The following is a 24,955-nucleotide window of genomic DNA, read 5'->3' as shown; positions in this document are numbered from 1 at the left end:
TGCTTACTCTGCCGGCCTCTGGAGCCAGCTCATCATTCCGCGGAGCTGCTTGCCGACCTTCTCGATCGGGTGCTCCGCCTCAAGACGCCGCAGCGCGTTGAAATGCGGACGGTTCGCTTGGTTCTCCAAGATCCAGCGGCTCGCGAAGGTGCCGTCTTGGATCTCGCGCAAGATCTCCTTCATGCGCGCTTTGACACTGGCATCGATCACGCGCGGCCCGCTGACGTAGTCGCCATACTCCGCGGTGTCGCTGATGCTGTAGCGCATGTAGGCAAGACCGCCTTGGTACATCAGGTCGACGATCAGCTTCAGCTCGTGAAGGCATTCGAAATAGGCCGACTCGGGCTGGTAGCCTGCCTCGACGAGCGTCTCGAACCCCGCCTTAACGAGTGCCGAGATCCCGCCGCAAAGCACCGTCTGTTCGCCGAAGAGGTCGGTCTCGGTCTCTTCTTTGAAGGTGGTTTCGAGCACCCCAGCGCGCGTGCCGCCGATGCCTTTGGCATAGGCGAGCGCCCGCGCGTGCGCCATCCCGGTCGCATCGTGATGGACGGCAATCAGGCACGGCACCCCGCCGCCTTCGGTGTAGACCGAGCGCAGGAGATGGCCCGGGCCCTTCGGAGCGATCATCGTCACATCGACTTCGCGGGGCGGGTCGATCTGCCCGTAGTGGATGTTGAACCCGTGGGCGAACATCAGCATCTTGCCCGGGGTGAGATGGGGGGCAATTTCCTCGCGATACACCTTCGGCTGGCTGGTGTCGGGGATGAGCAGCATGATGATGTCGGCCTCCGCCGCAGCCTCGCTCACCGTCCGAACGGGCAGCCCCGCTGCCTGCGCGCGCGCCCAGCTCTTGCTGCCGGGATAGAGCCCAACGCGCACGTCTAGCCCGCTATCGCGGAGATTGAGCGCGTGCGCGTGACCTTGGCTGCCGTAGCCGATGATAGCGATGCGCCGCCCCTCAATGAGGGAAAGGTCGGCGTCGCTGTCGTAATAGAGTCGAGCCAAGACACTCCTCCTTATGCGCCGATAGCGCGGATGAAGCGCTTGCGTCCGTCATCGATGGCGGCACCGGTCCGCACCATCGCCACTCGCCCCGTGCGGACAATTTCGCGGATGCCGTACGGCGCTAGGAGGTCGATCAGGGAGTCGACTTTGGCCTCCTCACCGACAGTCTCGATGATCATCGCGTCCGGTCCGACATCGACGATGGAGCTTTTGTAGATCTCTGCAAGCGCCACAAGCTCCGCCCGCTTTTCCGGCGGGCACTCGACCATGATCATCGCCAGTTCGTGCTGGACTGTCTCTTCAGCCGAGACATCAACCACTTTCACCACATCAACCAGTTTCTGACACTGCTTGACGATTTGGTCCATGGTGATGTTTTCTGCGTCCACACCGATCGTCATGCGGCTCATGCCCGGCGTTTCGCTATGGCCGACGGCAAGACTTTCGATATTGATCAGCCGCCGCCGGAACAGGCTGGCGATCCGGGTCAGGACCCCGGGTCGGTTGCGGACCAGCAGGATGAGCGTATGTTTGTTCGCCGCCATGCGTCTGCCTCCTTGCCGGCTGCGCTTGGAGCGCAGCCGGGCTGTGGCGCCTCGCCCCTGCGGCGGAGTGCGCCCGCTATTTCCGTGCGTTCCGTCGTTGGGAAACGATCCGGCGTCGTTGCCGGCGACAGAAAAAAAGCTCTCGTCCCCGGAGGGACGAGAGCACAGCCCCGCGGTACCACCCTCATTGGCGCTCGGCGGCGGCCCGATCGAAAAACGCTCCTCGTCCAAAGGGACGGGAGCGTTCCCGCGGTACCACCCTTGTTGATGCCGAAGCACCCACTCACTGCGCGCTATCGGGCGCACCCGGCTTGCACTACTACGCGCAGCGTTGCGCGGTTGGCACAAACAGCTCTGGGGCGAGTTCCGCGCCGCTGGAAGGTTGGGCTCGCACCGCTCCCCAACTCGCTGGCATCCACGCGGGCGCGTACTACTCCCCGTCGTCGCCAGATATTGTCTGACTGCAGAGCAGCCTACCGATCTTTGCGCTGCTTGTCAAGAAAACTCGGCGTGCCTGGCGGGGGTCGAACCCACGGCCTCTACCTCCGCAGGGTAGCGCTCTATCCACTGAGCTACAGGCACAGGCTGCTGAGAAGTATAACGAACTGGGCGCCGGTTCTCAACGCGCCGCGAGGTCGCGCTGCCGACGAGCGCATCGACAAGGTCGGCGACGCGCAGCGCGCCGAGTGAGACCGCGGCCGTGCTCTGCCCGGGGAAGATCGAGTCGCCGACAAGCACTACGTTCGGCACCCCGGTGCGCGGCGAGAGGCTGCTCCACAGGCTGCGCTGGCCGAACCCGCCGACGAGACCGCGGTAGCGCCGGGTGAATCGCTCGAAGGTCCGCGGCGTGCCCGGCAGGACGAGGGTGGCGGCGCGGACGGCGGGCAGCACCTGGGCCGCAGCGGCAAGGAGCCGCTCCGTGTAGCGGGCGCGCCGCTCAAGATAGGCTGCGCGATCAAGCGACCACCAGGGGGCGACCGCAGTGTGGGTTGAGATCGTCACCGTCCGAAAGCCGGCGGGCGCGCGCCTGTGGTCCCACTCGGGGGAGAGCGAGATGAAGAGGCTGTTGCCCTCGCCTAACGGCGCGCTCGGGTCGACCACAAGCTGGTAATGGGTCGGCGTGCCGGGCGGAACTGCGTCCGCGGGAACACCGAGATAGAGCGTGAAGGCGCCCCAGCCGACGGGGAGGGCAGCGATGCGCCGGCGCAGGCGCGCTGGCGCGCGGTCGCCCAGCAGCTGGACAAGATTCCACGGCGTCAGATTGGCGATGACGACCTCGGCCGGATACCGCTCCCCCCGCTGCGTGATGACGCCATCGACCCGGTCGCCGCGCCAACTGAGCGCCGTGACTTCACGCTTCGTCAACAGCCGCCCGCCATCGCGGCGGAGCGCCGCTGCCACGGTGCGGGCAAGAGCGCCGATGCCGCCTTCCACTTCGACAACACCTTGGCGCGCAAGGTCGAGGGCGACAGCAGCATACGGCCACACTGTCTCCGCGGCGAGCGTTTGCGCCGAGATGAGCAGCTGCGCATCGACAAACGCCGCAAGCAAGGGCAGGTCAGGCGGAAGCATCTCGCGAGCAGTGCGCCCGAGCGCCGGCAGCAGGCGCACATCGCCAAGGCGAAGACAGCCTGCAAGGGCGAGCAGGTCGGCAAGCCCGGCCGGCGGCCAAGGCGGGCGCCGCGCCGCCAGCGCCCAGAGCTGATCCGCGAGCGCCTCCTGGGCCTGCCAGAAGCGCTCGGCAGCAGGCGAGGGGAAGGCACGCCGCCGCTCGTCGCGCCAAGCAGCGGGGTCGGCCCAGCGCGTGATCCGGTCGTCACCGATCTGGACGATCATCGCGGGGTCGACCGGGCGGACTGGCCAGCGGATCGCGAGGGCCGCCGCGACCTGCTGGTGCGGACCGCCCTCGCGGAAGCCGCCGGCAAGGGTCGCCCCGCAATCGAACAGAAAGCGCTGGTAAAAGAATGTCGCCGCGCAGCCGCCGGCATCGACATGGCGCTCGAGGACGGTGACGTCATGTCCGCGCCGAGCGAGGAGCGCCGCAGCGGTCAGCCCGCCGATCCCGGCGCCGATGACAACGATGCGCGCCATTTATGACGGCTGAGGGCGACGCGAGGCGCGAAGCTCAGGCCAAGCGAGCAGGTGCTCGGCGCTGGTGGCGACGAAGTCGACCGGCAGGCCGGCCGCGGCCTCAGCGGCGGCGCGTCCGCCGATGACCAGTTTTGGCCGTTTGCTTGGAGACCAGGAGGCGATCTCATGGGCGACCGCTTCGACGAATGCCCGGCTGGACGGCTCGCCGACCGAGATCAAGAGCAGGTCGGCCTGATTGTCCGCCACCATCTGCAGCGTGCTGGCCAGCGGAGTGTCGGCGCCGAGGAAGTGCACCGTCCAGCCTTCCTGCTCGAGCAGGGCAGCGACCATGCGCAGCCCAAGCTCGTGCCGCTCGTGAGCAGCGCAGGCAGCGACTGCAACGCGTCCATTCGGCCGAACCGGCAGCTGATAGGCACGAAGAGCGGAGAGGAGATCGCGCACGACGGCGCTGGCGAGATGTTCGTGCGCGACATCAAGCTCGCCCCGTGCCCATAGGTCGCCGATCTTCACCAGCGCCGGGGTCAGGATCTCAAGACAGATCGTCCGCATCGACACCCCGACGCGGCCCGCCTCGTCGATCAAGTCGTAGGCGCGACGCACGTCGCGGGCGGCGATGGCGTCGACAAAGCGGTCGGCAAGCTCGGCAGGGGTGCCGAGGCGGTCGCGCCGAGCAAGCAGTTCGCGGATCTCGGCAAGCGACCGGTGCTGCTGTTGCTGACGCTTGATAAGCCGGACGCGCTCGAGGTCTTCCTCGGAAAAGAGCCGGTGACCGCCGGCGGTGCGGCGCGGGCCGAGCAGCCCTTCGCGCTCGAGAAAGCGAAGGCTGCTGATGCTGACGTCGGGAAACTCGGCACGAAGGCGTTCGACCGCCTCGCCGATGCCGAAGGTGCGCGCGCGCGGCGGCTGGAGACCATTCGTGCTTGCCGATACCATGGTAACGTGAAGTATAGCTTAAGGTTTTTCGCTCGGCAAGCCTTCCTCGGCGTCGTCATGATTGAGACAGTCGGCGCAATGTCCAAAGATCGACTGGTGGTTAAGATCGGCGTGAAAGGCGTAGCGCCGCTCCAGCTCGCGCTTGAGCGGGTCGAGGGCGTCGTCCTCGATCTCGACGATACGGCCGCAGGCGTGACAGACCAGATGATGGTGAGAGAGACGTCCCGACCAGTGATAGACGATCCGGCCAAGCCCGAGGTCAGTCCGCCGCACTAAGTGATGCCGCTCAAAGGTCTCGAGCGTCCGGTACACCGTCGAGAGGTTGATGCCCGGGTTGTCTTCCGCGATCGCTGAGTGGATATCCTCGGCGGAAAAATGGTCATGGGCACCAGCGATCGCGCCAAGGATGACGATGCGCTGCGGGGTGACCCGAAGGCCCCGGCTCCGCAGGAGCGCAGCATGCTCGGCGCGCACTCGGCTGGCAAGTGGATCGGTCATTGTTTCCATCGAGTCACCCCGACGACGTTGCGTGCAAACCGCCTGCACGAGCATACGGTATCGCCTCACAAAATTGTACTACTTTATCGCAGTATCCGCTGATCTGCTGTGACCAAGATCATGATGCTGCTGTGATCTGAACCACTGTTGCGAGCCTTTGCAAAAAGTAGACTGCACGTTCGAGGCGGGAGAAGTCAAGTTCGCTCCGAGGCCGACGGCGCGGGCTGATCCCTGCCTCCAGTCAGAGCTGGGCCAGGGGCGCGGCGGGGAGAAGCTGGGGGGAATCCCTGGCCCAGCTTTGTTGTCGGTCGCTATGATCGTGTCATGCCTACCGACCCCTGTCCCTGCTGCGGACGCCCGCCCTGCCGCCCCGTCACCGCCGATGCCGTCGTCATCCGCGACGGCCGCGTTCTGCTAATCCAGCGCCGCAACGAGCCGTTCGCCGGCGCGTACGCGCTGCCCGGCGGGTTTGTCGACCCTGACGAGACCCCTGCAGCGTGCGCGTTGCGCGAACTGCGCGAGGAATGCGGTCTTGAAGGGACGATCGAAGCGCTCATCGGCGTGTATGCGGAGGCGACCCGCGACCCCGCCCGCCACACTGTCACCGTTGCCTATCGTGTCCGCACCGCTGAGGACGCCGCCGCCCGCGCCGGCGACGACGCCGCGAGCATCCTCTGGGCACCGCTCGACAACTTGCCTCCTCTTGCCTTTGACCACGCCGCCATTCTTGCCGATGTCCGGGCGGGCGCTCGCCTTGTCCGCCTCAGCGGCTAGAATGGCTCCATGAACGAACTTCGCCTTGCGATCCCGCCTGGCCGCAGCGGCTTCGATGTGGAGCAGGCGGGCGGCAACAGCGATTTCCATCGCCTCGCCTACGCTCGGCTTTTCGTCTATCCGCCCACAATCGACGCCGAGACCGGCGCCCTGATCGGCGATGTCTCTCGCCTCGAGGGGCAGCTCGCCGAAGGATGGGAAGTGAGCCCCGATGGGCGGGTCTACCGGGTGACGCTCCGCCGCGGCATCCTCTCCCCGTTCGGCAACGAACTGACGGCCGAGGATGTGCGGTGGGGATGGGAGCGCGCGTTCGCACTGCGCGATGTCGGCAAGTGGGTGGCGCTCGTGGGGTCGGTTCCCGGTCCCGAGGCGGTCGTTCCGGTCGACCGCTATACCGTCGAATTCCGCTTGCGCGCCGCCAACCCGACGCTGCTGCAGCAACTGACGCGGTCGACGCCGACGATCTACGACTCAACCGAAGCGCGCCGCCACGCCACTGCCGCTGACCCGTGGGCACGGGAATGGCTTGCCGCCCACCCGGCAGGATACGGCCCCTACGCCCTCGTCTCCGCCGAGCCGTGGAAAGAGACGGTCTTCGAGGCCTCCCCCGCTGCCTCCATTCGGCCCGCATTTGAGCGTGTCCGCTTCCTTATCGTGCCGGGGCGGCGGAGACGGCTGGACCTCCTGCGCGAAGGCGCCATCGACCTCCTGCCTGACCTTACGCCCGCCGAGGCGCAGGCGCTGCATGCGAGTGCGGGCGTGCGGGTCTATCGCTCGCGGTCCGGCAGCCATGTCGCGCTGATGCTCAACTGCCAGCAGCCGCCCTTTGACAATCCGCTCGTTCGGCGCGCGATTGCGTGGGCGATCCCGGCGCAGCGCATTCTCGACGAGGTGTATGGCGGGACGGCCGCGCCTTGGCGCAGCCCGTTTCCCTGGCCGACCCCGGGGATGACCGAACAGTTCTGGGAGTACGACTACGATCCGGCGCGCGCCGCTGCCGCCCTCGCCGAAGCGGGCTATGGCGCGGGTTTCGCGAGCGAACTCTTCGTCGATGCCGCGAACCGGGAGCATCAGGCCTGCGCCGAGATCGTCGCCCAGTCCCTGCGGACGATCGGGATCGACGTCGCTATCGAGCGGCTCGACCCGGCGACGTTCTGGTACGGGGGGCGCTACCTGCGCGCCTACCCGATGCTGATCTGGGAAGATTGGCATCAGGTGCCAGACCCGTACTACGCGCTTGTTCACGACTACGATCCCGGCCGGCTCGGCCTCATTAACTGCGGCCAGTATCGCAATGACCGGATCGCGGCGCTCATCCGGCTGATCGAGAATGAGCCGCGCTGGGAAGCGCGGGCCGCTCTTCTGCGCGAAGCGCAAGCGATCATCGCCGCCGACGCCCCCAATGTGCCTCTCGCGCAGCCGGCAGTGTTCCTTGCCGCGCGCGCCGAGATCAAGGGGCTGCTCTTTGCCCCCGACCGCGCCCTTCGCCTCGACCTGCTGCACCGAGCGGAGACGGGCACCTGAGTATCAGGGCGCGGCGCGGGTGACTGTTCCTCCCGCGGGCACGGTCACCGAGCGGGTGCCGGGGCCGGCGCCGCTTTCTGTGACGCAGCGTTCGGTGTAAACGCCGGCGGGCACCGAGGTTGAGCCGGACCCGCCGGGCGGGATCTCAAGGCGAGTGCTCGCCTCCGGCCCGTTGTAGGCGCAGATGAGGACTTCGGTCGCGCTGGTGTTGCGGACCGTGATCGTGCCGATGCCCGCGCCGCCACCACCAGGCTGTGGCGGCGGCTGCGGCGGCGGGCTGGTGGGCGCGGGCGGAGGAGGCGTCGGCGGTGGCGGCGCGGGCGTGTTGGTCGGACGTGGCGGCGGCGTGTTCGTTGGAACGGGTGTCGGCGTCGGCTCTGGGGTCGGCGTTGCCGTCGGTTCCGGAGTTGGCGTCGGCGTTGGTTCGGCATCGGTGCCGGCGACCGTGCCCGGCTGCCGCGTCGGCGCCGCGGTCGCCGGCGGGAGGGTCGGGGTAGGAGTGGGGTTCGCGAGAGCGGCGAAGCCGCCGAACGTGCCGTTGAGCGCCGCCACCCCGACCGCCCCTCCGCCGATGGCGAGCGCGGCGCAGACGACGCCGCCGACCGCCAGCGCCACGAACAGCCGACTGCCTCTCCTGCGGCTCGGCATGATCTGCCGCTCGGTCTGCGGCTCCTCCGGCGGAGAGACGACCGGCGTGACCGCCGGCCGGGTTGCTGCGGCAGGCAGCGACGCGGCAGAGCGCGGCGTGGTCGCCAGCGGAACGCTGCGCGGCGAGGTGCGGAGAGAGGGCTGGGCAGCGGCGTTCAGCGCGTCGAGAAAGTCTGCGACGGTCGGATAGCGCTGCTCGGGATCTTTGCTGAGCGCCCGCAGCAGCACCGCTTCGACTTGGGGAGGTATGTCGGGATTGAGCGACCGCGGCGGCGGGGGCGGCTTGGTGATGTGCTGGAGGACGATGCCGACAGGCGTTTCGGCGACAAAGGGCAAGTGCCCCGTCAGCATCTGGTAGAGAATGACGGCGAGAGAATACTGGTCGGCGCGGCCATCGACGGGGAGCCCCTGCGCCTGCTCCGGGCTCATATATTCGGGCGTGCCGATCCCGACCCCGGTTCGGGTGAGGTGGGTTGCGCCTTGCACCATCCGAGCGATGCCGAAATCAGAAAGGAGCGCCCAATCGCGCTCCCCCAGCAGGACGTTCGACGGCTTGACATCGCGATGGACAATCCCCTGCTCATGCGCATACTGGAGCGCGCTCCCCACCTGGGTGATCATCGGGAGCGCGCTCGCAAGCGGCATCGGCGCGCCAAGGCGGTCGCGCAAGGTCTGCCCGCTCGGCGCAAGGAGCATGACGATATAGGTCAGGCCGTCCTGTTCGCCGAAGTCGAAGACGGGCAGAATGTTGGGGTGCTGAAGCTGGGCGATGGCGGTCGCTTCGCGCCGGAACCGGGCGAGATATTCAGGGTCGCTGGCGAGATAGGCCGGCAGCACCTTGATAGCGACATCGCGGCCAAGCGCTTCCTGACGAGCGCGGAAGATCGTCGCCATCCCGCCTTGCCCGATCTGGTCGACGATCGTGTATTGCCCGAGACGCGACCCGGGCCGAAGGTCGGCCACTTCAGCCTCCTGCGGGCGCGCGGCGCTCCGATGCGCTCCCCTGCTGCGCCCCTAGTATAGTGCTGCAGCGAGTGAGACGCTGAACCGGCCCGTCGACCGGTGGCAGCATCCTGCCGAGACTGGTACAGTTCCCGCGACAGCGACCGAGACGTCTGAACTACTGGAGCAGCCGCATGCACCGCTACATCTGGCGGTTCGCCGGAGTGGCGTTTCTCGCCCTCGGCGTGGCCACAGCGTGCCAAGCTGGGGCGACGACGCCGGTTCCTACTCAGCCCCAAGGGGTGCGCGTCTATCCCTCGCCGGCGGGCTCTCCGACGCTGCCGCCCCCGACCCCGACCGTCATCTATCTCACCCCGCCGCGCCGCTAATCGCTACGCGACGGGGTCATCCTGCGCGCTCGGGCGCTCAATGGGCAGATCATCGCGATTGCCCCACTCGCCCCATGAGCTGACATAATTTTTTACGCGCGGATAGCCGGCAACGGTGAGGGCAAGCCAAGTATGCGCTGCCCGGTAGCCGCCGTGACAGTAGGCGATCACCTCTTTGTCGGGGGTGACACCGCGCGCCCGGTACAGAGCCGCCAGCTCGTCGGGGGATTTGAGGCGGCCGTCGGGACCGATGTTGTTGCTGAATTCGAGGTGGATCGCGCCGGGGATCGCGCCTCCATGTTTGGAGCGGACCAGGGTGCCGGTGTACTCCTCGCGCGACCGCGTGTCGAGCAGAACTGTGCCCGGCTTCCCGATGGCGGCGCGCACCTCGGGCCAGCCGGCGAGGATCTCAGGATGCCACTCGGAGCGATAGTCGGCGGGCGCGGGAACGACTGGACCGCGCTCGAGCGCGCCTCCGCTCTCCTGCCAGGCAGCAATTCCCCCATCGAGGAGATACGCCCGGGGATGACCGAACAGCTTGAGCACCCACAGTGCCCGCGCCGCGAGCATGTCTGTAGTCTGGCCGTAGACGACAATCGTGTGGTCGCGGCTCAGTCCCGCGGCACCGAACGCCTGCTCGTGCTGGCGGCGGAAGCCGGGCAGCCCCTCGGGTGACGAGTCCCACCAGTGCAGGTCGTAGATATCGACGTTGACCGCGCCGGGCAGATGGCCTGCCTCGAACTCGGCCGGTTTCCGGACATCGAGCAGGCGCAGCTGCGGATCGTGCAGCCGCTCGCGCACCCAACTGACATCGACCAGCATTCCGCGAGGATCGGTCATCGAATTCCCTCCGGCCTGCGCGTCCGCAGCCAGGCGCGCAAGGCGTCACTGAAGCGATCCGGTTGGTCGCCGGGCACGAGATGGCCTGCGCCCGGAATGACGACGTACGACGCATCTGGCAGCGCCTCGACGAACACCCGGGCTTGCTCTTCGCCGAGCACATGGCTGTACTCGCCGCGCACAACGAGGACTGGCAGGCGAAGCTGCCGCACATCCGGCCAGAGATCGGGGCGTTTCCGCTCGACCGTGGGATCACGGAAGTATTTGTCGTACTTCCATGTCCACTTGCCCGAGGGCAGTTGCTTCAGGTTATGTTGGAGGCTGCCGCGAAAGCTCTCTTTCGGGCGGAGCGGATTGAACCGCGCCGCCCGCTCGACAAATTCCTCGAACGTGTCGAGCTCGTCGTCCATCTCCATGAAGGCGCGGATCTCGCGCCCCCCGCGCTCGATCACCTCGGGACCGATATCGACGACGACGAGGCCGCGCAGCTCATGCTGCCGGCGCGCCGCGAAGCGGATCGCATTCATCCCCCCCATCGACAGCCCGACGAGCACGAACTGCTTCAGCCCAAGGTGATCGACGACGCCATCCAGATCGCGCTGGAACGCCTCTGGGGAATAATCTCGGTCAGGCGCCCAATCGCTCTCGCCATGCCCGCGCTGATCAAGCGAGATGACGTAATGGTCCTGGCCGAGGTCCATCGCGACAAAGTCCCAGCTGTGCGCCTGCTGCCCGACCCCATGGAGCAGGAGCATCGGGGGGTTCGCCGGGTCGCCCCAGGCAAGATAATGAAGCCGCAGGCCATCGACGATGACATGGCCGTGGCGCGGCGTTAGGTCTGCCCTCACCCATTCCTCCGGTGGCTGGCTGGAAGCGATTGTATCCAAGCGGTTCGGCGGTCGGCCAGTCGGATTGACTGACTCAGCTCGATAATGGTAGAAGGGGCGCATACCGACAGGAGGGGGAGCGATGAATCGAACCGAACTGTGGGATGATGACCTCAAACAAGCAGACGCCTATCTCGCCTTGCTGAAGGAGCGGCTCCCGCTTGAGCCGCTCCCGGTTCCCGACTATGTCCGCCGCACGGAAACCGACCGCGGGTGGGAAGACCTCGCCGTTTTCCGCGCGCCCAAGATCGAGCGCATCACCGTCCATCGGTTCTTTGCGCTCGGCCGGGTGCGCGAGCATCTCTGCCTCGGCTGGCCGGCGGAGGATTACGACTTCCCCGGGCTCGGGATCGACCTCTACGAGCGGCCCGATCACTTCAATATGACGGCCGACTTCCTGCCGATGCAGGATATCGCCTACCACCGCGACTACTACGACCGCTACCTCTCGGGCTACAAAGAGCTGATCTACAGCTGGTGGCCGAAACTGATCGAGCACCGCGTGCAGCCTGAGCCGCCGCCTCCGGCGTATTTCACGAACCAGCTTGGCTCGTGCCTCGCCCTCCACTTGCCGCTTCGCTATGAAGGGCTTGAGACGGCGCTCGCCTTCCAACGCGAGGCGGTGAAGGTGTGGCTCGATGTCTGGGAGAAGGCCGAGCCCGTTCCCGAAGCGGAGCGCGAGCACTACAACGCCCGCCGCAACCAGCTGATCCGCGGGGCGTACAAACGCTCAGACTACGAGTCCGTCGCCTCGAAGATCATGGCCGCGGTCGTCGGCTGGGAGACGACCAACGGGATCTTCGACGCCGTCTTCGGAACGTAACCCCGCCGCACGCTTCCCCCCCCTCGGCGGGAGGGGTGAGCGCGGCGGCGGCGCCTATTTCACCTTATAGGCGCTGTCGAGGGTGAAGTAGAAGAAGTACGGCATTTCGACGCCGCGCACCTTGCTCGACCAAGACGAATGGCTCGGCTGGACGATGAGCGGCATGACGGGCACGTCCTCAGCCATGATCAGCGCGGCCTGGTGGAAGAGCGGCGCCCGCTTCGCGGGGTCGCGCTCAGTGTAGGCTTGGTCGAGCAGCCGGTCCCACTGCTGGTTGCACCACCACAGCGCAGTCGGCGGCGAGCCGACCGGCTTGCCGCAGCCGATGTTCTGCCGGATGCCCGAGATAAAGCCGTTGGAGTCGCCGGCGACCGTGCCGAAGATCTCCGCCTTCAGCTCGTTGCCGCGCCCCGCGCCTTTGGTGGCAGCTTGCACAAAGTCAAGCGGGATCAGTTCGGCCTCGACCCCAATCGCCTTCAGGTTTGCTTGGACCGCAAGGGCGATCTCCTGCTTGATGGTGAAGGAGGGGAACTCCATCCCAGTCTCAACGCGGAACCCGTTCGGATATCCCGCTTCGGCGAGCAGCTGGCGCGCCCGGTTCGGGTCGTAGGGATAGGGCCGGATCGCCGGATTGAAGTAGGGGCTGTCCGGAATGGCGAATTGGCTGGCGACCTCCGCCTCGCGGAACAGCTTGGTAATCGCCTCGCGGTCGATGGCGTAATTGAGCGCTTGGCGGACGCGCTTATCGCGCAGCGGTGAGTTCTTCGCCTCGAGCGTTCCCTGCGGGAAGAAGAACGCGAGGGTCGAGACCTTGAAGAACTGAGTGGTGCCGCCTGCACGCTGGATCGCGTCGAGCTGGTCGGGAGTAAAGGTGTTGACAGTCAGGATGTCCAGTTCGCCCGTCCGCAGGCCGTTGATCTGCTGGCCGGTATCGGGCACCACCCGGAAAGTGATCTCGGTATTCTGCGGGGTCCGGAAGGGATGGGGAGCAGCCCGCTTGCGGAACGTCACCGAAGCGTCGGCACGGTAGTCCACCATCTCATACGGCGAGGAGCCGATCGGCTTCTGGAGAAAGCCGTCAAACCCCACCGACTCGTAGTACTTCTTCGGGATGATAAAGACGAGCGGAGTCGAGGCGAGGACCGTGACATCGGGCACGCGCGTGCTGAACTCGACTGTCGTCGCGTCGACCGCCCTGACGCTCTCGGGGACAACGTTGATGAAGTTGGCGCGTCCTGGCCAGTTGCGCGCGAACATCTCGGTGAAGGAAAAGGCGACATCGTCAGCGGTCAGCCTGTCGCCGTTGCTGAACGTCATGTCGGAGCGGATTGTCCAGCGCCAGTTCAGGCCGTCGGCCGACAGATCCCACCGCGTTGCAACTTGGGGCTCGACGGAGAACTTCGGGCCGAACTTGGTCAGCGTGTCGTAGAGATGCCAGCGGATCCAATGGCCCCCTGCGGCCGCCGGGGTCATGTTCGCCGTGATCGACCCGACAGCAACATTGAGCACCTGCCGTTCGTCGCGCTGCTCAGCGGGGGCAGCCGGCGCAGCGGTCGGAGCGGCGGGCGCGCACGCGACAAAGGCGACTGAGATGAGCAGCGCAGCGCAGCGAATCGATCCTCTCATCGACCCCTCCTCGGCCTCTTCTCGGCCTCTATCGTACCCGATAGGCAGGGTCGAGCGAAAAAATTCTCAAATAGTCTATGTGGAGGCCGCGCACGTGGGGCGCGAGCACCGTGTAGCCCGGCTGAACGATGAGGAAGAGGAAGGGCACATCCTCGCGCTGGATCCGGTTTGCTTCGCGCATCAGGAAGCGGCGCCGCTCGGGGTCGCGCTCGGCGATCGCCTCGCTGATCAGGCGGTCCCACTCCCGATTGCAGTACCAGCGCCCGACGATGCCGCTCCCGGCCGGGCTTGCGCAGCCGAGGAAAGTCCGCATCCCGGTGGCAACGCCGGTTGAATCGAGGACCGTCGCGCCGAACAGTTCTGCCTTCAGCTGCCCATTGCGGCCATACGCTTTTTCGAGGTAGGCGGTCGCCTCAAGCGGAACCAAGGGGGCTTCGACCCCAACTTCAGCGAGAGCGCCTTGGACGATGAGCGCAATCTCCGTCGGGAGGAGGCTCGGCTGATACTCGATCCCGCTCTCGATCCGCACTCCATTCGGGAAGCCAGCTTCAGCGAGGAGCTGTCTCGCACGCGCCGGATCGTAGGGATACGGCGCCGCGCTGGGGTCCCAGTACACGCTGCCCGGGGAGGCATACTGCCCGACCGGCTCCGCGCCGTAGAAGAGGGCGGCGAGCGCCGTCTTGTCGACTGCGTAATTGAGCGCAAGGCGGACCCGCTTGTCGCGAAGCGGCGAGGCGCGCAGCTGAAGGGCGCCGTCAGGGAAGGCGAGAGCGGTTGTCGCCAGCGGGAAGACCAGCACTGTCATCTTAGCGGCACGCAACTGGTCGATGTGGCTTGCGCTGAAGGCATGCACGGCGGCGATATCGGCTTCGTTGTTGCGGAGGGCGGCGACCGCTTGGAGAGGGTCTATCACCGCGGTGAACCGGATCTCGTCGGCAATCGGTCGGCGGAACGGATGGAGTGTCCCCCCGTCGGCGATGGCGCGCTTGCGCACAACGAGCGATACCCCCGGCCGAAATTCTGCCACCTCGTAGGGGCCAGAGCCGATGGGCCGCAGCGCGAACTGATCGATCCCGATGCGGTCAAGATGCGCCTGAGGCAACACCCAGAGATACGGCAGATGATTGGGAAGCGTCATGTCCGGCAACCGCATCGCCAACTCGACGGTGAGCGGATCGACGGCGCGCGCCGCGGCGATCGAGGAGAACAAGGACGCCTGTGGCCAGCGTCGAAGCCGGATTTGGTCGAGGCTGAAGACGACGTCGGCGGCCGTCAGGGCGGTTCCGTCCGGCCATCGGAGATCCCCGCGCAGGGTGAGCACCCAGGTCATGCCGTCGGGCGACACCACCCATCGCTCCGCAACCGAAGGGCGCACCTCGAAGTTCGGGCCAAACTGGGTTACGCTGTCGTAGAGCGTCCACACCATGAAATGGCCTGCCGTGCCCGCCGCGGGCGTCAGCGAGGTCGGAACAGAACTGGTGATCACGCGGAGCAGTTGCGGGACCTCAGGCGGGAGGTCGGGCGCCGTCGGGGCATTCGATACTGCCGGAGCGCAGGCAGAGAGGAGGAACGCGACCAAGAGCAGCTGCGGACGCATTCCTGCATGACCTCCGTTCATCTGAGGAAAAGCTGAGAAAAACGTACCATAAAGAGAGTGAGAGATGGCACGACGCCATCATTCGGTCGTTGCGCTGTGCCTCCGCTGCTCGGCTAGAATGGCCCCATGATGGACTGGGCAGCAATCGCGCTTGCCAAGACGGCGAGCTGGGTGGTCAACGAAGCCGCAGCAACTCAGCCCGGCGAACAGGTGCTGATTGTCGCGGACCATCGGTCCGACCCAGCGGTAGTCCAGGCACTGACGGCCGCGGTCGCAGCGGTCGGTGCCGAGCCAACAGTAGCGGTTATGCCCGCCCGTCCGGTCGCCGGCGCCCCAGCGACGGCGATCGTCCAGCATGCCGTCGACGGGGCAACGCTTGTGATCTGCCCAACGACCACCGTTATTCACTTCAGCCCCCGCATCCGCCAAGCGCTCGACGAGAAGCGCATCCGGCTGATCTCGATTTCGATCGACCGTGAGACGATGACCCACGGCGCGGCGGCGGCTGACCCGGACGAGGTCGCCGCAATCACGACCCGGCTGTATGAGGTGCTTGCGCCGGCGCGGGAGCTGCGGGTCTGGTCAGCGAATGGGACAGACTTTACCTGCAGCGTCGCCGACCGACTGCCCAACCTGTCGATCGGCAGAGCGCGGGAACCCGGCCGCATCGGCACATTCCCGTTTGGCGAAGTGCCTCACGCTCCTATCGAAGGGTCGATGAATGGGGTCGTTGTCTACGACGGCCCGGTTCATAGCATCGGCCACTTGACCGCGCCGATCCGGCTTACGGTCCGCGACGGCCGCGTCACTGCCATTGAAGGAGGAGCTGAAGCCGACCAGCTCCGCGCGTTGATCGGTGGCGTCGAGAACGCCGATGTCGTTGCCGAGGTGTCGATCGGGACAAACCCCAAGGCCAACCTCGCCGGCGACATCCAAGAGGCGAAAAAGCGGTGGGGCACCGTCCATGTCGGCCTAGGCAACAGCACGGGGCTGCGCGGGCGCACCTTCAGCCCGCTCCACATCGACGGCTTGATCGTGCGCCCCACTGTCTGGGCCGACGGCCACCTGATCGTCCGCGAGGGGCAGCTTCTCGTATGAAACGCGGGTTCATCGACACCGTCGACGGGCAGCTTCACTATTGGACCGAGGGAGAGGGACCGCCCCTCGTCCTGCTCCACATGACGCCCGACCCCCGGTCGTTCGAACGATTGATTCCGCTTCTCAGCCCGGAGTTCCGCGTTGTCGCGCTCGACCTGCCGGGCTACGGCGACTCCGACCGACCGCCAACGCCCTACACGACCGCCGAGCAGTTTGCGGCGGCGATCCTGCGCGCGGTGGATGCGCTCCGCTTCGCGCGCTTCTCCCTCCTCGGCCATATGACGGGGGCGAACCTCGCGGCGGAAGTTGCGGCCATGGCTCCAGAGCGGATTGAGCGGCTGGTCCTCTCCGAGCTGTTCGACTGGGGATCGCGCCCCGAGCTGCGCGGGGTGCATGCCACCCGCTTCCCCGCCCCTGACCCGCAGCCGGACGGCAGCCATCTGCTTGCGCTGTGGAACCAATATAGCGGGATGCTGGGGGAGGTGCGCCTCGACGACGTCCAGCGCCGCTTCTATGTGCTCTTCCAAGCGGTTTACAAAGGCCCGAAGGCGGGGGGCGAGATCTACGGCCCGGGCGGCTGGGCGACCGCCGCACCCTACACGATCGAACGGCAGCCGCTTGTTGACCGGCTTCCTAAGATCACCGCCCCGACGCTCATCCTCTGCGCGGGCCAAGGGGTACTGCGCAGCGGAGCTGACCCGCGGGTCGACCGCGAGCGGTTGACGGCCTTGCTGCCCAATGGCCGCAGCCTCGTCGTGCCCGAGATCAGCCACGTCGCGCCGTTCACTGCCCCTCGCGCTTTCGCCGACGCTATCTTGCCGTTCCTCCGCGGCGACGAGAGCGCCGGGGGCTGACGGACGTTCTCTCAGCGCGCGGCCGGCGCTTTAGTGGCCGTTCCCATTCTGGAGCGCGCGACGGAAGCGATAGCCGAACTCGCGCTCCGACAGGAAGGCGACGCGGTTGTCGATCAAGCCTGCCTGACGGGCGAGAGCGAGCACCTCGCCTTGAGGGAGCGACGCTCCAGCGCCATCAAGGCGGCCTGGACCGGGGACAATAATCCAGAGGTCGCTCTGGGGCTGCAGCCGCTCAACGAGCGCCGGGAGATCGCGCTGGAGTGCCTCGCGGCTGACGGGCCAGTAGAGCACGAGGTCCGCCTCCTCGAGCTGTGCCGCACGCGCACGGCACGCCTCGGCGAGAACGTCGAGGATCTGCTGGTCGCCTGGTCCATAGGCGCAAAACGTCTGGCCGCGGCGCGCCCCGAGCCGGCTGGCGATGTCGGGAAGCGGCGCCTCCGCGGAGCACCGGCCATTGGCCGGCGACGCAACAACGCCCGCCGAACTCTCCACGCCGTAGAACCGCGCCGCGCTGATGGTCATGCGTTCAAGACCGGTGAGAGAGTCATTGACGAGCATCGTTGTTCCTCCGAGATGCCTTGCGCTGCTATGTTAACGCCGTGTAAGCTCAATGCTGATTGACGTTCTCCGGCTTTGATATAGATGCTGTCTATATCTTACGGGGGCGGACCGAGAGAAAGCGGCTGTCAGGGTCGAGAAACCGCCACGGCATGGCGCGCCACTCGCCCGCGTAGTCGATGTTGACCCGCTCAGTCGCGACAACCCGGGCGGGACGATCGCCGCGATCGACGAGCAGCAGCGGCGGCTGGAGCAGATCGTGGCCGTTCAGCGAGCGAGGGATAGCGAGCGCAGCGGTGAGCCGGCCCGGTCCATCGGTGCGGCCGAGAACGTGCTCTGCCGGTTCAAGCGCCCGGATCAGGACCGCCGCGGGACGGTCGACCCCTTCGGTCACAACATTGAGCATCGTCGAGGTGCCGTAGATCAGGTAGAGGTAGGCATGGCCCGGCGGCCCGTACATCGGCGCTGTCCGCGCGGTCCGGCCGAAGCGGCAGTGGCAGGCGCGGTCCTCTTCGCCGATATACGCTTCCACCTCGACAATCTTGCCGGCACGCGGCACCCCGGCGTGGAGGTGGACGACGTATTTGCCGAGAAGGTCCTGAGCGACCTCCAAGGTCGGCCGATCGTAAAATGCGCGCGGCAGCACTTCCCCAATCATAGACGGGCTCCGGCAATGCGCAGGGCAGGAGGGAACCGGTCGGAAAGTGGCGATGGACTACGAATTTGGTCTCGATTTCCACGAGATCGAGCGGAACTTCGAGGATGCCGAGGTGCTCTCGGTTTATTTTCCCTTATTCGCCCGGACTTTGGTCGTCGACATGCGGACCGACGCGACCTCAGAGCCGCTCATTCGGGTGATGCCGATGGCCAGTTCGCTGCAGGAGCGCTACCGGAGCCTGCGGCGCCTGCGCCCGCAATTCCCGCAGCCCAATCGTATCGCCTTTGTGCCGTGGCCAAAGTATGTCGAGACGCTTGTCCGGCTTGGGCTGTGGGACCGGCTGGTCCGCCGTCTCGAGCGGGGCGGGTTTCGCCAGAGCCTTGCCGACGCCGAACGCGCGCTGGAGGAATTGCGGGCGTTCGAGCGCGCCACCATCCTCTCGGCGATCACCGGCCGCGGGTTCAAGAATCTCTGGCCGGTGTCTCGCTGAGCGGCGGAGGACCATTGCCATCAATCCGGCCGATGCCGCGCTGGAGATCGAACTCGGCGAAGCAGTCTGCCGTCCGCCCATCGTCGAGCACCAGCCGGAACATGAAGTCCGAGGCGCGCAGGTCAATCCGCTCGATCACTTCCATCCGTCCGCCCCACTTCCCCGGCAAGGCCTCGGTCGGGGGAATAATCCAGATCTGGCAGCGGACACGCGCTGCCGGCTGCTCGCGGTCAACGGCGATGATCGTCCCGGTCGCCTCAATGTCCCAGCGCGGCTCCATGAGCCGATTGTAGCAAGCCCGGCCTGCGCGGGCGGGAGCAAGAATGAGCGCAACCAGAATTGGACGGGCGCTGCGGCGGCGAGGCGAGACCCTCGCCGTGGTCGAAACCTCCGCCGGCGGGCTGCTTCTTGCCGCTCTGCTTCAGGTCCCCGGTGCGTCAGCGTGGCTGGTCGGCGGCGTTGTGCCCTACAGCGCATCGGCGCGACGAGCGCTCCTCGGGGTAGAGGACCTCGGCGCGGCGGGCGCGGTGAGCGAGGAGGCGGCGCTCCGGCTCGCGGACGCCGCGCGCCAGCGCCTCGGCGCCGACTGGGCGGTCGCCGAGACCGGGATCGCCGGCCCCCAGACCGGCCGTCAGTCATCGAAGCCGGCCGGCCTCACCTGCCTCGCGCTTGTCGGTCCCGCCATGCGGCGCAGCGCGACAGTTCAGCTGCCCGACCAAGGCCGCCGCGCCAACATGCGGGGCTTTGCGCGCGCGGCCGCGCAGTTCCTCGCCGCCGCGCTTGAGGAGAGCGAGAGCGTTGCGCTGCGGCGATCACGCTCGCTACGATTGGAAAACAGGAACGTCGCGGGAGGGAAGCGATGGAGTGGCTGATCTGCGCGCTGCTCGGCTTTCTCATCCAGTGCGGCGGCAGCGGCGTGCCGCCCTCGTTTCCAACGCCGGTGCCGAGCCCCACCGCCATCGTCCCACCGACCGCCACTCCGACGCCGCTTCCGACCCCAACACCTGAGCCGCCGACGCCGACCCCTCCTCCGTCCCCTCGGCTCCGGCTGCCGCCCCCGGCGAGTGCCCCAGAGATCGTTCGCGGCGACCCTCAATCGTCGATGGTCGCCCTCACCTTCGACGCCGGCGCCGGCTCGCGCCACACGCCGGCTATCCTCGATACCTTGAAAGCCGCCAACCTCCGCGTGACGATGTTTCTCACCGGGCAGTGGGCAGAGCGGAATCCGGAGCTGACTAGGCGGATCGTCGCCGACGGCCATGAACTGGCGAACCACAGCTATTCCCATCCCCGCTTCACCACGCTCAGTTCGCCAGAGATCGTCGCCGAGATTCAGCGCACGGAAGAGATCATCGTCTCCCTCACTGGGATGTCGACGAAGCCGTGGTTTCGGCCGCCTTTCGGCAACCGCGACGCCCGGGTCCTGTCGGTGATCGGCAGCTTGGGCTATTACTCGGTCTACTGGACGCTCGATTCGGGCGACTGGCGCACCGACTACTCGAACGCCGACGTGCTCAATACTGTGGCGAACCGGGCGAGCGGCGGCGCAATCGTTGTGCAGCATCTCGACTCGGCGCAGACAGCAGCCGTCCTGCCCCAGATCATCCAGCGCCTGCAGGCGCGCGGGTTCACCATCGTAACGCTCAGTCAGCTGTTCGCCGACGATCGTCCCTAGCGCTCTTTGGTACAATCGTCCCCTGACATCTCTCCTCAGGCGGGCGGTGCGCAATGCGCGGTGGCATCCTGGGCGCCACTATCGTCCTCCTTGTCGTCCTCGTGCTCCGCAGCGGCGGGCTCTCCCCTGTCTCCGGCGCCTCAGAGCTCCCCGACGATCAAGCAGCGATCCAGCTGGTGCGGAAGTTCGAGCCGGTCCCCGGCCGCCCTCAGACGATCGATGACCGGATCACTGTGGTGATTGAGAACTCCCGGCGAGCAGGCCACAGCCAAGAGGTGGTCGGCTGGAGCGCGAAGGACCTCGGCGACCGCCGCTTTCTCGTCCATTTCGCGCTGCGCGAAAATGGCGTCTGGATCGGCGCGGAGTGGTTCGTCAATCTGAAGAATGGGTGGATTAACCCGACGAACCAATACGCCTCGTGGCTGATGTTCGAGAAGAACTTTTAGCTGCCCGCTACTTGACGCAGACCCGCACTGGGATCCAGTTGCCCGGAGCGGCATCCGGCGTGACCGATGAAAACCCCGCCCGGCGCATCGTCCCGACAAAGTCGGAATAGACGAAGTCGCTGCCGAAGCGCTCGCCGTTGTGATGGGTGTCAAAGTCGCGGATGTAGCCCGCGACCGTCGCCGCCTGCTCCGGCGGGCGGTTCGGGAAGTCCGCCAAGGCGAACACTCCCCCGCGCCGCAAGACCCGGTAGACCTCGCGGACGATCTGCTGCCCGATCTCGACTGGCACCTCGTGAAACAGGATGAACGCCCAGACGATATCCATGCTCTCGTCAGGGAACTCCAGCGCCTCGGCCTTCATCTGGGCGAAATGGACATCGAGGTTCATCCTGACCGCGCGATAGTGGGCATAGCGCACCATCGGCGCTGCAATATCGATCCCCCACACCTCGGCCTGGGGGAACCGTTCCTTGAGGGCAGTTGTGCTCTGGCCGGCAGAGCACCCGAGATCGAGGACGCGACGCACGTGTCCATCGGCCGGCAGCGGGATCAGCGCTACGAGTTCGCGCTGGATGTCATCGTCGTTGTTGCGGCCGGTGAAGAACACCTTCGTTCCGTAGTGATAGAAAAAGCCGGCGAGCGGGTCGGCCCAGTAGCCGCCGGGCTGGAGGTGAAAGCGGCTGTCGCGAAAATAGGCGGGATAGACAAAGTTGGGGTCATACCGCACGGAGCCGGGGCCGCTGCGATCGGCCGCATCGAGTGCCGCCAGCAGCTCGGCCTCCCGCTTGCGATAGGTGGCATTGATGCCGACCCATTTCATCTCCTGCGTCGACCGCATCAGCCGATTGCGCGAGGCGACAATCGGCAGCGGGTCGAGCCGGCGCTTCACCTCAGCAAGCGACGAGGGCGGGGAGGCAGCCAGCGCCGCTTCCGCGATCTTCGTCATCACTGGCGCGACGTGCGTCTGCGTGAAGGCGCGCAGCCCCTCGGCAAAGTAGAGGTAGCTTTCGTCCTCGCGCTCTGCGGCCGCGGGGGTCGTGCCCCATTGCTCTGGCATCATCCCCTCCTCGTCAGAAGGATCCGGAGCGGCGGTGCGCCGCCGCGCGCTTCTTAGCCGACAGAGATGCCGGAACCGAGCCCCGGCTTGGTCATGGCGACCGGGTCCAGCAGTTCGTCGAGCTCGGCTTCGGTCAAGGTCGTCCGCTCGCGCGCAACCTCGCGGATGGTTCGCCCGGTGCGAAACGCCTCCTTCGAAATCTCGGCAGCAGCATCGTAGCCGATCCGCGGCGCAAGCCCCGTGCAGATCGCTAACCCTTTTTCGACCATCTCGGGGCCGCGCTCGGTCGCCTTGAGGCCGTCGACGCACTGACGGGCGAAGTTCTCGCTCGCCCTCGCTAACAGCTCGATCGACTGGAGCAGATTGTACGCCGCGACGGGCATCATCACATTCAGCTCGAAGTTGCCCCACTGCCCGCAGATCGTGATGGTCGTGTGATTGCCGATCACTTGGGCGCACACCATCAGCAAGCTTTCGACGATGACCGGGTTCACCTTCCCCGGCATGATGGAGCTGCCGGGCTGCACCTCGGGCAGCTGGATCTCGTACAGCCCCGCCCGCGGCCCCGAACCGAGCCAGCGGATATCGTTTCCGATCTTCATGAAGCTGACGGCGATGGTATTGAGCACGCCGCTCGCTTCGACAACCGGGTCGATCGTGGACTGGGCTTGGAAGTGATTGGTGGTCTCGCGGATAGTGACATTATTCCACGCCGACAGTTTTTCGCAGACGAGGCGGGCGAAATCGGGGTGGGTATTGACCCCGGTCCCCACCGCGGTGCCGCCAAGCGGCACTTCACTCAGTTCTTCCATCGCGTGGCCGCAGAGGCGGATTGCCCGCTCCACTTGGCCGCGATAGCCGAGGAACTCCTGCCCGAGCCGGATCGGAGTGGCATCCTGCAGGTGGGTGCGGCCCGTTTTGATCACCGGCCAGAACTCTTCGACCTTGCGGTCGAGTGAGGCGCGGAGCTGCTCGAGCGCAGGAAGCAGGTCTTCCTTGATCGCTGTCAGCGCCGCCACCTGCATGGCCGTAGGGATCGTATCGTTGGACGATTGGCCGAGGTTGACGTGGTCGTTCGGATGAACGGGGTCTTTCGAGCCGATCGTCCCGCCGAGCATTTCGATCGCCCGGTTCGCGATCACCTCGTTCATGTTCATATTCGTCGAGGTGCCGGAGCCAGTCTGAAAAACATCGACGACGAACTGAGAGTCGAGCTTGCCCGCGATCACTTCGTCGGCCGCCTTGACAATCGCGTCGGCAATGCGCGGTTCGAGCAGGCCGAGGTCGCGGTTCACCTCAGCGGCCGCGCGCTTGATTTGCGCGAGCGCGCGGAGAAAACGGTGGCTCAAGCGCAGATTGCTGATGGGGAAATTGAGTTCGGCGCGGCGCGTCTGGGCGCCGTAATAGGCCGTCGCCGGCACTTCCATCGGGCCGAGGGAATCCTTCTCGATACGATGGGTCGGATGGCTGGTCACACATCGCTCCTTCGGAGTGGCTCAACGGGATGGTACGAACGGCTTGAACGGCCTGTCAACGGCGCACGTCTGGTTCGGGAGCGGCGCGCTCGGTATAATCCTGCCGCTCCCCGGAGGATCGATGGATCGGCCGATTAATGGCATTTGGTTCAACAAAGCGACCAAGAAGGTGCTGCGGGTCAACTCTCCCTACTACAAAGACGAAGTAGCAAAGCCGGAGTGGGAGTTTTTGACCGACGAGGTGAACATGACGCTCGTCCGCATCCGTGAGCTTGCGGTCGAGCGCGGGCTCGTCGACGACCCCTCTGTTGTGACGTGGACCTGAGATGCGGCGGCGGCGCTCCCGAGGCATCTCTCGCCGGGCATTTCTGCTCGGCAGCGCGGGCGCCCTTGGCGCGGCCGCCGTCGCGAGCCCGCCCGGCCGCGACGTCCTCAGTGTCATCGGCTGGTGGCTGACCGCAACCACGCCGCCGGAGGCACGGATCATCGTCCCCGAGGGCGTCAGCCGCGGACCGGTCTCCCTCCGCGTTGAGGTCGGCGCCGTGCCGAGCTGGTCGTTCCTTGAGGCGACGCTCGACGGCCGGCCGATCGAGCCGGCGCGCGTCATCGCGATCGACACCCGCCAGCTTCGCGACGGCGAGCACGTGATCCGGGTCGCAGTTGCCGACGGTTCGCTGCGGCGCAACGTCCGTTGGGTCGAGGCGCGCTTCGCGACCGACAACACTCCGCCCCAGGTGCTCCTCGAGCCCCGGGCGCCGACAGCGGCCCAAGGGCGCACACTGCTGCTGCAAGCGCGGGCGAACGAGCCGGTGCAGCTTGCCGTCTCCCTCGACGACGCCGTCCCGGTCACGTTCGCAGAGACCAACGGGACGTATGTCGCCTTTGTCGGCATCGACGCGGCCGCCCCGGTCGGCACGCGGACCCTCAAGCTGGTCGCCAAAGATCGTGCCGGCAACGAAGCGACGCTCGACGCACCCCTGCAGATCACGCGAGGGTCATTTCTTTCCGAGCAGATCGTCCTCGCGCCCGAACTGTTCCGGTTCTTCACTTCAGGGCAGTATGACTTGGAGCTGCAGCAGCTCGCCGAATACTACTCGGGCAGCGGCACGGAAAAGCTGTGGGACGGCCCCTTCGATCCGCCAGTGCGCGGGGTCATCTCCTCGGGCTTCGGGGTCGACCGCACCTACAACGGTCAGGTGCGGCGCCGCCATCTCGGCACGGACTTCGACGTTCCCGTCGGGACGCCGGTGAACGCCGTCGCACGCGGCCGGGTCGTCTTCGCGGAGACACTGCCCGTGCGGGGAACCGCGGTCATCCTTGACCATGGCCTCGGCGTCCACAGCACCTACTACCATCTCTCGCGGGTCGACGTGCGGCCGGGCGAGCTCGTCAATCGCGGGCAGCCGATCGCGCTCTCCGGCGCAAGCGGCATGGTGACCGGCCCGCATCTCCACTTCGAGATCCGGGTCGCTGGGGTCGCGGTCGAGCCGATGGAATGGCTGCGCACCCGATTTCTCTAGGC

General features: G+C 66.5%; 25 protein-coding genes, 1 tRNA gene, 2 pseudogenes and 1 other annotated feature. Of the genes and pseudogenes, 12 read left to right on the top strand and 16 right to left on the bottom strand.

The window, feature by feature from the left end; translation table 11 throughout:
• Positions 1-3: 3 nt before the first annotated feature.
• From ilvC to NZ773_05300, 6 genes and pseudogenes are all read right to left on the bottom strand, one after another.
• Complete coding sequence (gene ilvC, locus NZ773_05325; GenBank protein ID MCS6801344.1) at positions 4-1,005, bottom strand: ketol-acid reductoisomerase; 1,002 nt, start codon at positions 1,003-1,005, stop codon at positions 4-6.
• Positions 1,006-1,016: 11 nt separating this feature from the next.
• Positions 1,017-1,550 (bottom strand): acetolactate synthase small subunit, encoded by a 534-nt coding sequence (gene ilvN, locus NZ773_05320; GenBank protein ID MCS6801343.1) that lies wholly within the window; start codon positions 1,548-1,550, stop codon positions 1,017-1,019.
• Positions 1,551-1,778: 228 nt separating this feature from the next.
• Positions 1,779-2,003 (bottom strand) — a binding site (T-box leader).
• 56 nt (positions 2,004-2,059) lie between these two features.
• A tRNA-Arg gene (locus tag NZ773_05315) sits at positions 2,060-2,132 on the bottom strand.
• A 603-nt stretch (positions 2,133-2,735) separates the two neighbouring features.
• Positions 2,736-3,641, bottom strand: a pseudogene (locus NZ773_05310) (NAD(P)/FAD-dependent oxidoreductase).
• Positions 3,642-4,574, bottom strand: coding sequence for a cobalamin-dependent protein (locus tag NZ773_05305; protein MCS6801342.1), 933 nt, complete (start codon positions 4,572-4,574; stop codon positions 3,642-3,644).
• A gap of 18 nt (positions 4,575-4,592) precedes the next feature.
• Entirely contained in the window at positions 4,593-5,072 is a 480-nt protein-coding gene (locus tag NZ773_05300) for a transcriptional repressor (GenBank protein ID MCS6801341.1), read from the bottom strand.
• A 324-nt stretch (positions 5,073-5,396) separates the two neighbouring features.
• Here NZ773_05300 and NZ773_05295 point away from each other — a divergent pair, with 324 nt between their 5' ends.
• Both NZ773_05295 and NZ773_05290 read left to right on the top strand, forming a co-directional pair.
• Positions 5,397-5,846 (top strand): NUDIX hydrolase, encoded by a 450-nt coding sequence (locus NZ773_05295; GenBank protein MCS6801340.1) that lies wholly within the window; start codon positions 5,397-5,399, stop codon positions 5,844-5,846.
• Between the two features lie 9 nt (positions 5,847-5,855).
• Entirely contained in the window at positions 5,856-7,370 is a 1,515-nt protein-coding gene (locus NZ773_05290; protein ID MCS6801339.1) for an ABC transporter substrate-binding protein, read from the top strand.
• 843 nt (positions 7,371-8,213) lie between these two features.
• Here NZ773_05290 and NZ773_05285 read toward each other — a convergent pair.
• A pseudogene (locus NZ773_05285) lies at positions 8,214-8,981 on the bottom strand (serine/threonine protein kinase).
• A gap of 173 nt (positions 8,982-9,154) precedes the next feature.
• Here NZ773_05285 and NZ773_05280 point away from each other — a divergent pair.
• Positions 9,155-9,349, top strand: a complete 195-nt coding sequence (locus NZ773_05280) for a hypothetical protein (GenBank protein ID MCS6801338.1) — start codon at positions 9,155-9,157, stop codon at positions 9,347-9,349.
• Positions 9,350-9,352: 3 nt separating this feature from the next.
• Here NZ773_05280 and NZ773_05275 read toward each other — a convergent pair whose 3' ends face one another.
• Complete coding sequence (locus NZ773_05275; GenBank protein MCS6801337.1) at positions 9,353-10,189, bottom strand: sulfurtransferase; 837 nt, start codon at positions 10,187-10,189, stop codon at positions 9,353-9,355.
• Positions 10,186-11,037, bottom strand: a complete 852-nt coding sequence (locus NZ773_05270; protein ID MCS6801336.1) for an alpha/beta hydrolase — start codon at positions 11,035-11,037, stop codon at positions 10,186-10,188. Before NZ773_05270 ends, NZ773_05275 begins: the two co-directional genes overlap by 4 nt.
• A gap of 121 nt (positions 11,038-11,158) precedes the next feature.
• Here NZ773_05270 and NZ773_05265 point away from each other — a divergent pair, with 121 nt between their 5' ends.
• Positions 11,159-11,899 (top strand): hypothetical protein, encoded by a 741-nt coding sequence (locus NZ773_05265; protein ID MCS6801335.1) that lies wholly within the window; start codon positions 11,159-11,161, stop codon positions 11,897-11,899.
• Positions 11,900-11,953: 54 nt separating this feature from the next.
• Here the strand turns inward: NZ773_05265 and NZ773_05260 are convergent, their stop codons facing one another.
• Together NZ773_05260 and NZ773_05255 are read right to left on the bottom strand one after the other, a co-directional pair.
• Positions 11,954-13,525, bottom strand: a complete 1,572-nt coding sequence (locus NZ773_05260) for an ABC transporter substrate-binding protein (protein ID MCS6801334.1) — start codon at positions 13,523-13,525, stop codon at positions 11,954-11,956.
• A 28-nt stretch (positions 13,526-13,553) separates the two neighbouring features.
• A complete protein-coding gene (locus tag NZ773_05255; GenBank protein MCS6801333.1) occupies positions 13,554-15,122 on the bottom strand; it encodes an ABC transporter substrate-binding protein in 1,569 nt (522 codons plus the stop codon).
• 126 nt (positions 15,123-15,248) lie between these two features.
• On the opposite strand from NZ773_05255, the gene NZ773_05250 reads away from it, so the two are divergent.
• Positions 15,249-16,220 carry an aminopeptidase gene (locus tag NZ773_05250; protein MCS6801332.1) on the top strand — a complete coding sequence of 324 codons (972 nt, stop codon included), beginning with the start codon at positions 15,249-15,251 and terminating at the stop codon, positions 16,218-16,220.
• Complete coding sequence (locus NZ773_05245) at positions 16,217-17,074, top strand: alpha/beta hydrolase (protein MCS6801331.1); 858 nt, start codon at positions 16,217-16,219, stop codon at positions 17,072-17,074. The genes NZ773_05250 and NZ773_05245 overlap by 4 nt, the downstream gene beginning before the upstream one ends.
• Positions 17,075-17,104: 30 nt before the next feature.
• On the opposite strand, the gene NZ773_05240 is transcribed toward NZ773_05245, so the two are convergent.
• On the bottom strand, positions 17,105-17,632 hold the full coding sequence (locus NZ773_05240) for a hypothetical protein (protein ID MCS6801330.1): 528 nt from the start codon (positions 17,630-17,632) through the stop codon (positions 17,105-17,107).
• 91 nt (positions 17,633-17,723) lie between these two features.
• Positions 17,724-18,278 carry a DNA-3-methyladenine glycosylase gene (locus NZ773_05235; GenBank protein ID MCS6801329.1) on the bottom strand — a complete coding sequence of 185 codons (555 nt, stop codon included), beginning with the start codon at positions 18,276-18,278 and terminating at the stop codon, positions 17,724-17,726.
• A 64-nt stretch (positions 18,279-18,342) separates the two neighbouring features.
• Here NZ773_05235 and NZ773_05230 point away from each other — a divergent pair, with 64 nt between their 5' ends.
• Complete coding sequence (locus tag NZ773_05230) at positions 18,343-18,780, top strand: hypothetical protein (protein MCS6801328.1); 438 nt, start codon at positions 18,343-18,345, stop codon at positions 18,778-18,780.
• Here NZ773_05230 and NZ773_05225 read toward each other — a convergent pair.
• The gene (locus NZ773_05225) at positions 18,752-19,060 is read right to left on the bottom strand and encodes a hypothetical protein (GenBank protein MCS6801327.1); all 309 of its coding nucleotides are present in this window, start codon (positions 19,058-19,060) and stop codon (positions 18,752-18,754) included. The genes NZ773_05230 and NZ773_05225 overlap by 29 nt on opposite strands.
• A gap of 43 nt (positions 19,061-19,103) precedes the next feature.
• Between NZ773_05225 and NZ773_05220 the strand changes: the two genes are divergently transcribed.
• From NZ773_05220 to NZ773_05210, 3 genes are read left to right on the top strand one after another with little or no spacing between them, the layout of a single operon-like run.
• Entirely contained in the window at positions 19,104-19,652 is a 549-nt protein-coding gene (locus NZ773_05220) for a CinA family protein (protein ID MCS6801326.1), read from the top strand.
• Complete coding sequence (locus tag NZ773_05215; protein MCS6801325.1) at positions 19,640-20,455, top strand: polysaccharide deacetylase family protein; 816 nt, start codon at positions 19,640-19,642, stop codon at positions 20,453-20,455. The genes NZ773_05220 and NZ773_05215 overlap by 13 nt, the downstream gene beginning before the upstream one ends.
• Positions 20,456-20,508: 53 nt before the next feature.
• Positions 20,509-20,901, top strand: a complete 393-nt coding sequence (locus NZ773_05210) for a hypothetical protein (protein ID MCS6801324.1) — start codon at positions 20,509-20,511, stop codon at positions 20,899-20,901.
• A 7-nt stretch (positions 20,902-20,908) separates the two neighbouring features.
• Here NZ773_05210 and NZ773_05205 read toward each other — a convergent pair whose 3' ends face one another.
• Together NZ773_05205 and NZ773_05200 are read right to left on the bottom strand one after the other, a co-directional pair.
• The gene (locus NZ773_05205) at positions 20,909-21,961 is read right to left on the bottom strand and encodes a class I SAM-dependent methyltransferase (GenBank protein MCS6801323.1); all 1,053 of its coding nucleotides are present in this window, start codon (positions 21,959-21,961) and stop codon (positions 20,909-20,911) included.
• Between the two features lie 50 nt (positions 21,962-22,011).
• Positions 22,012-23,433, bottom strand: a complete 1,422-nt coding sequence (locus NZ773_05200; GenBank protein ID MCS6801322.1) for a class II fumarate hydratase — start codon at positions 23,431-23,433, stop codon at positions 22,012-22,014.
• Positions 23,434-23,554: 121 nt separating this feature from the next.
• On the opposite strand from NZ773_05200, the gene NZ773_05195 reads away from it, so the two are divergent.
• Entirely contained in the window at positions 23,555-23,758 is a 204-nt protein-coding gene (locus NZ773_05195) for a hypothetical protein (GenBank protein MCS6801321.1), read from the top strand.
• Between the two features lies 1 nt (position 23,759).
• Positions 23,760-24,953 carry a M23 family metallopeptidase gene (locus NZ773_05190; GenBank protein MCS6801320.1) on the top strand — a complete coding sequence of 398 codons (1,194 nt, stop codon included), beginning with the start codon at positions 23,760-23,762 and terminating at the stop codon, positions 24,951-24,953.
• The last annotated feature ends 2 nt before the right edge of the window (positions 24,954-24,955 follow it).

The sequence above is a fragment of the Dehalococcoidia bacterium genome (assembly GCA_025054935.1).
GTDB lineage: Bacteria > Chloroflexota > Dehalococcoidia > SpSt-223 > SpSt-223 > JANWZD01.
This window is presented reverse-complemented; position numbering and strand designations above follow the sequence as displayed.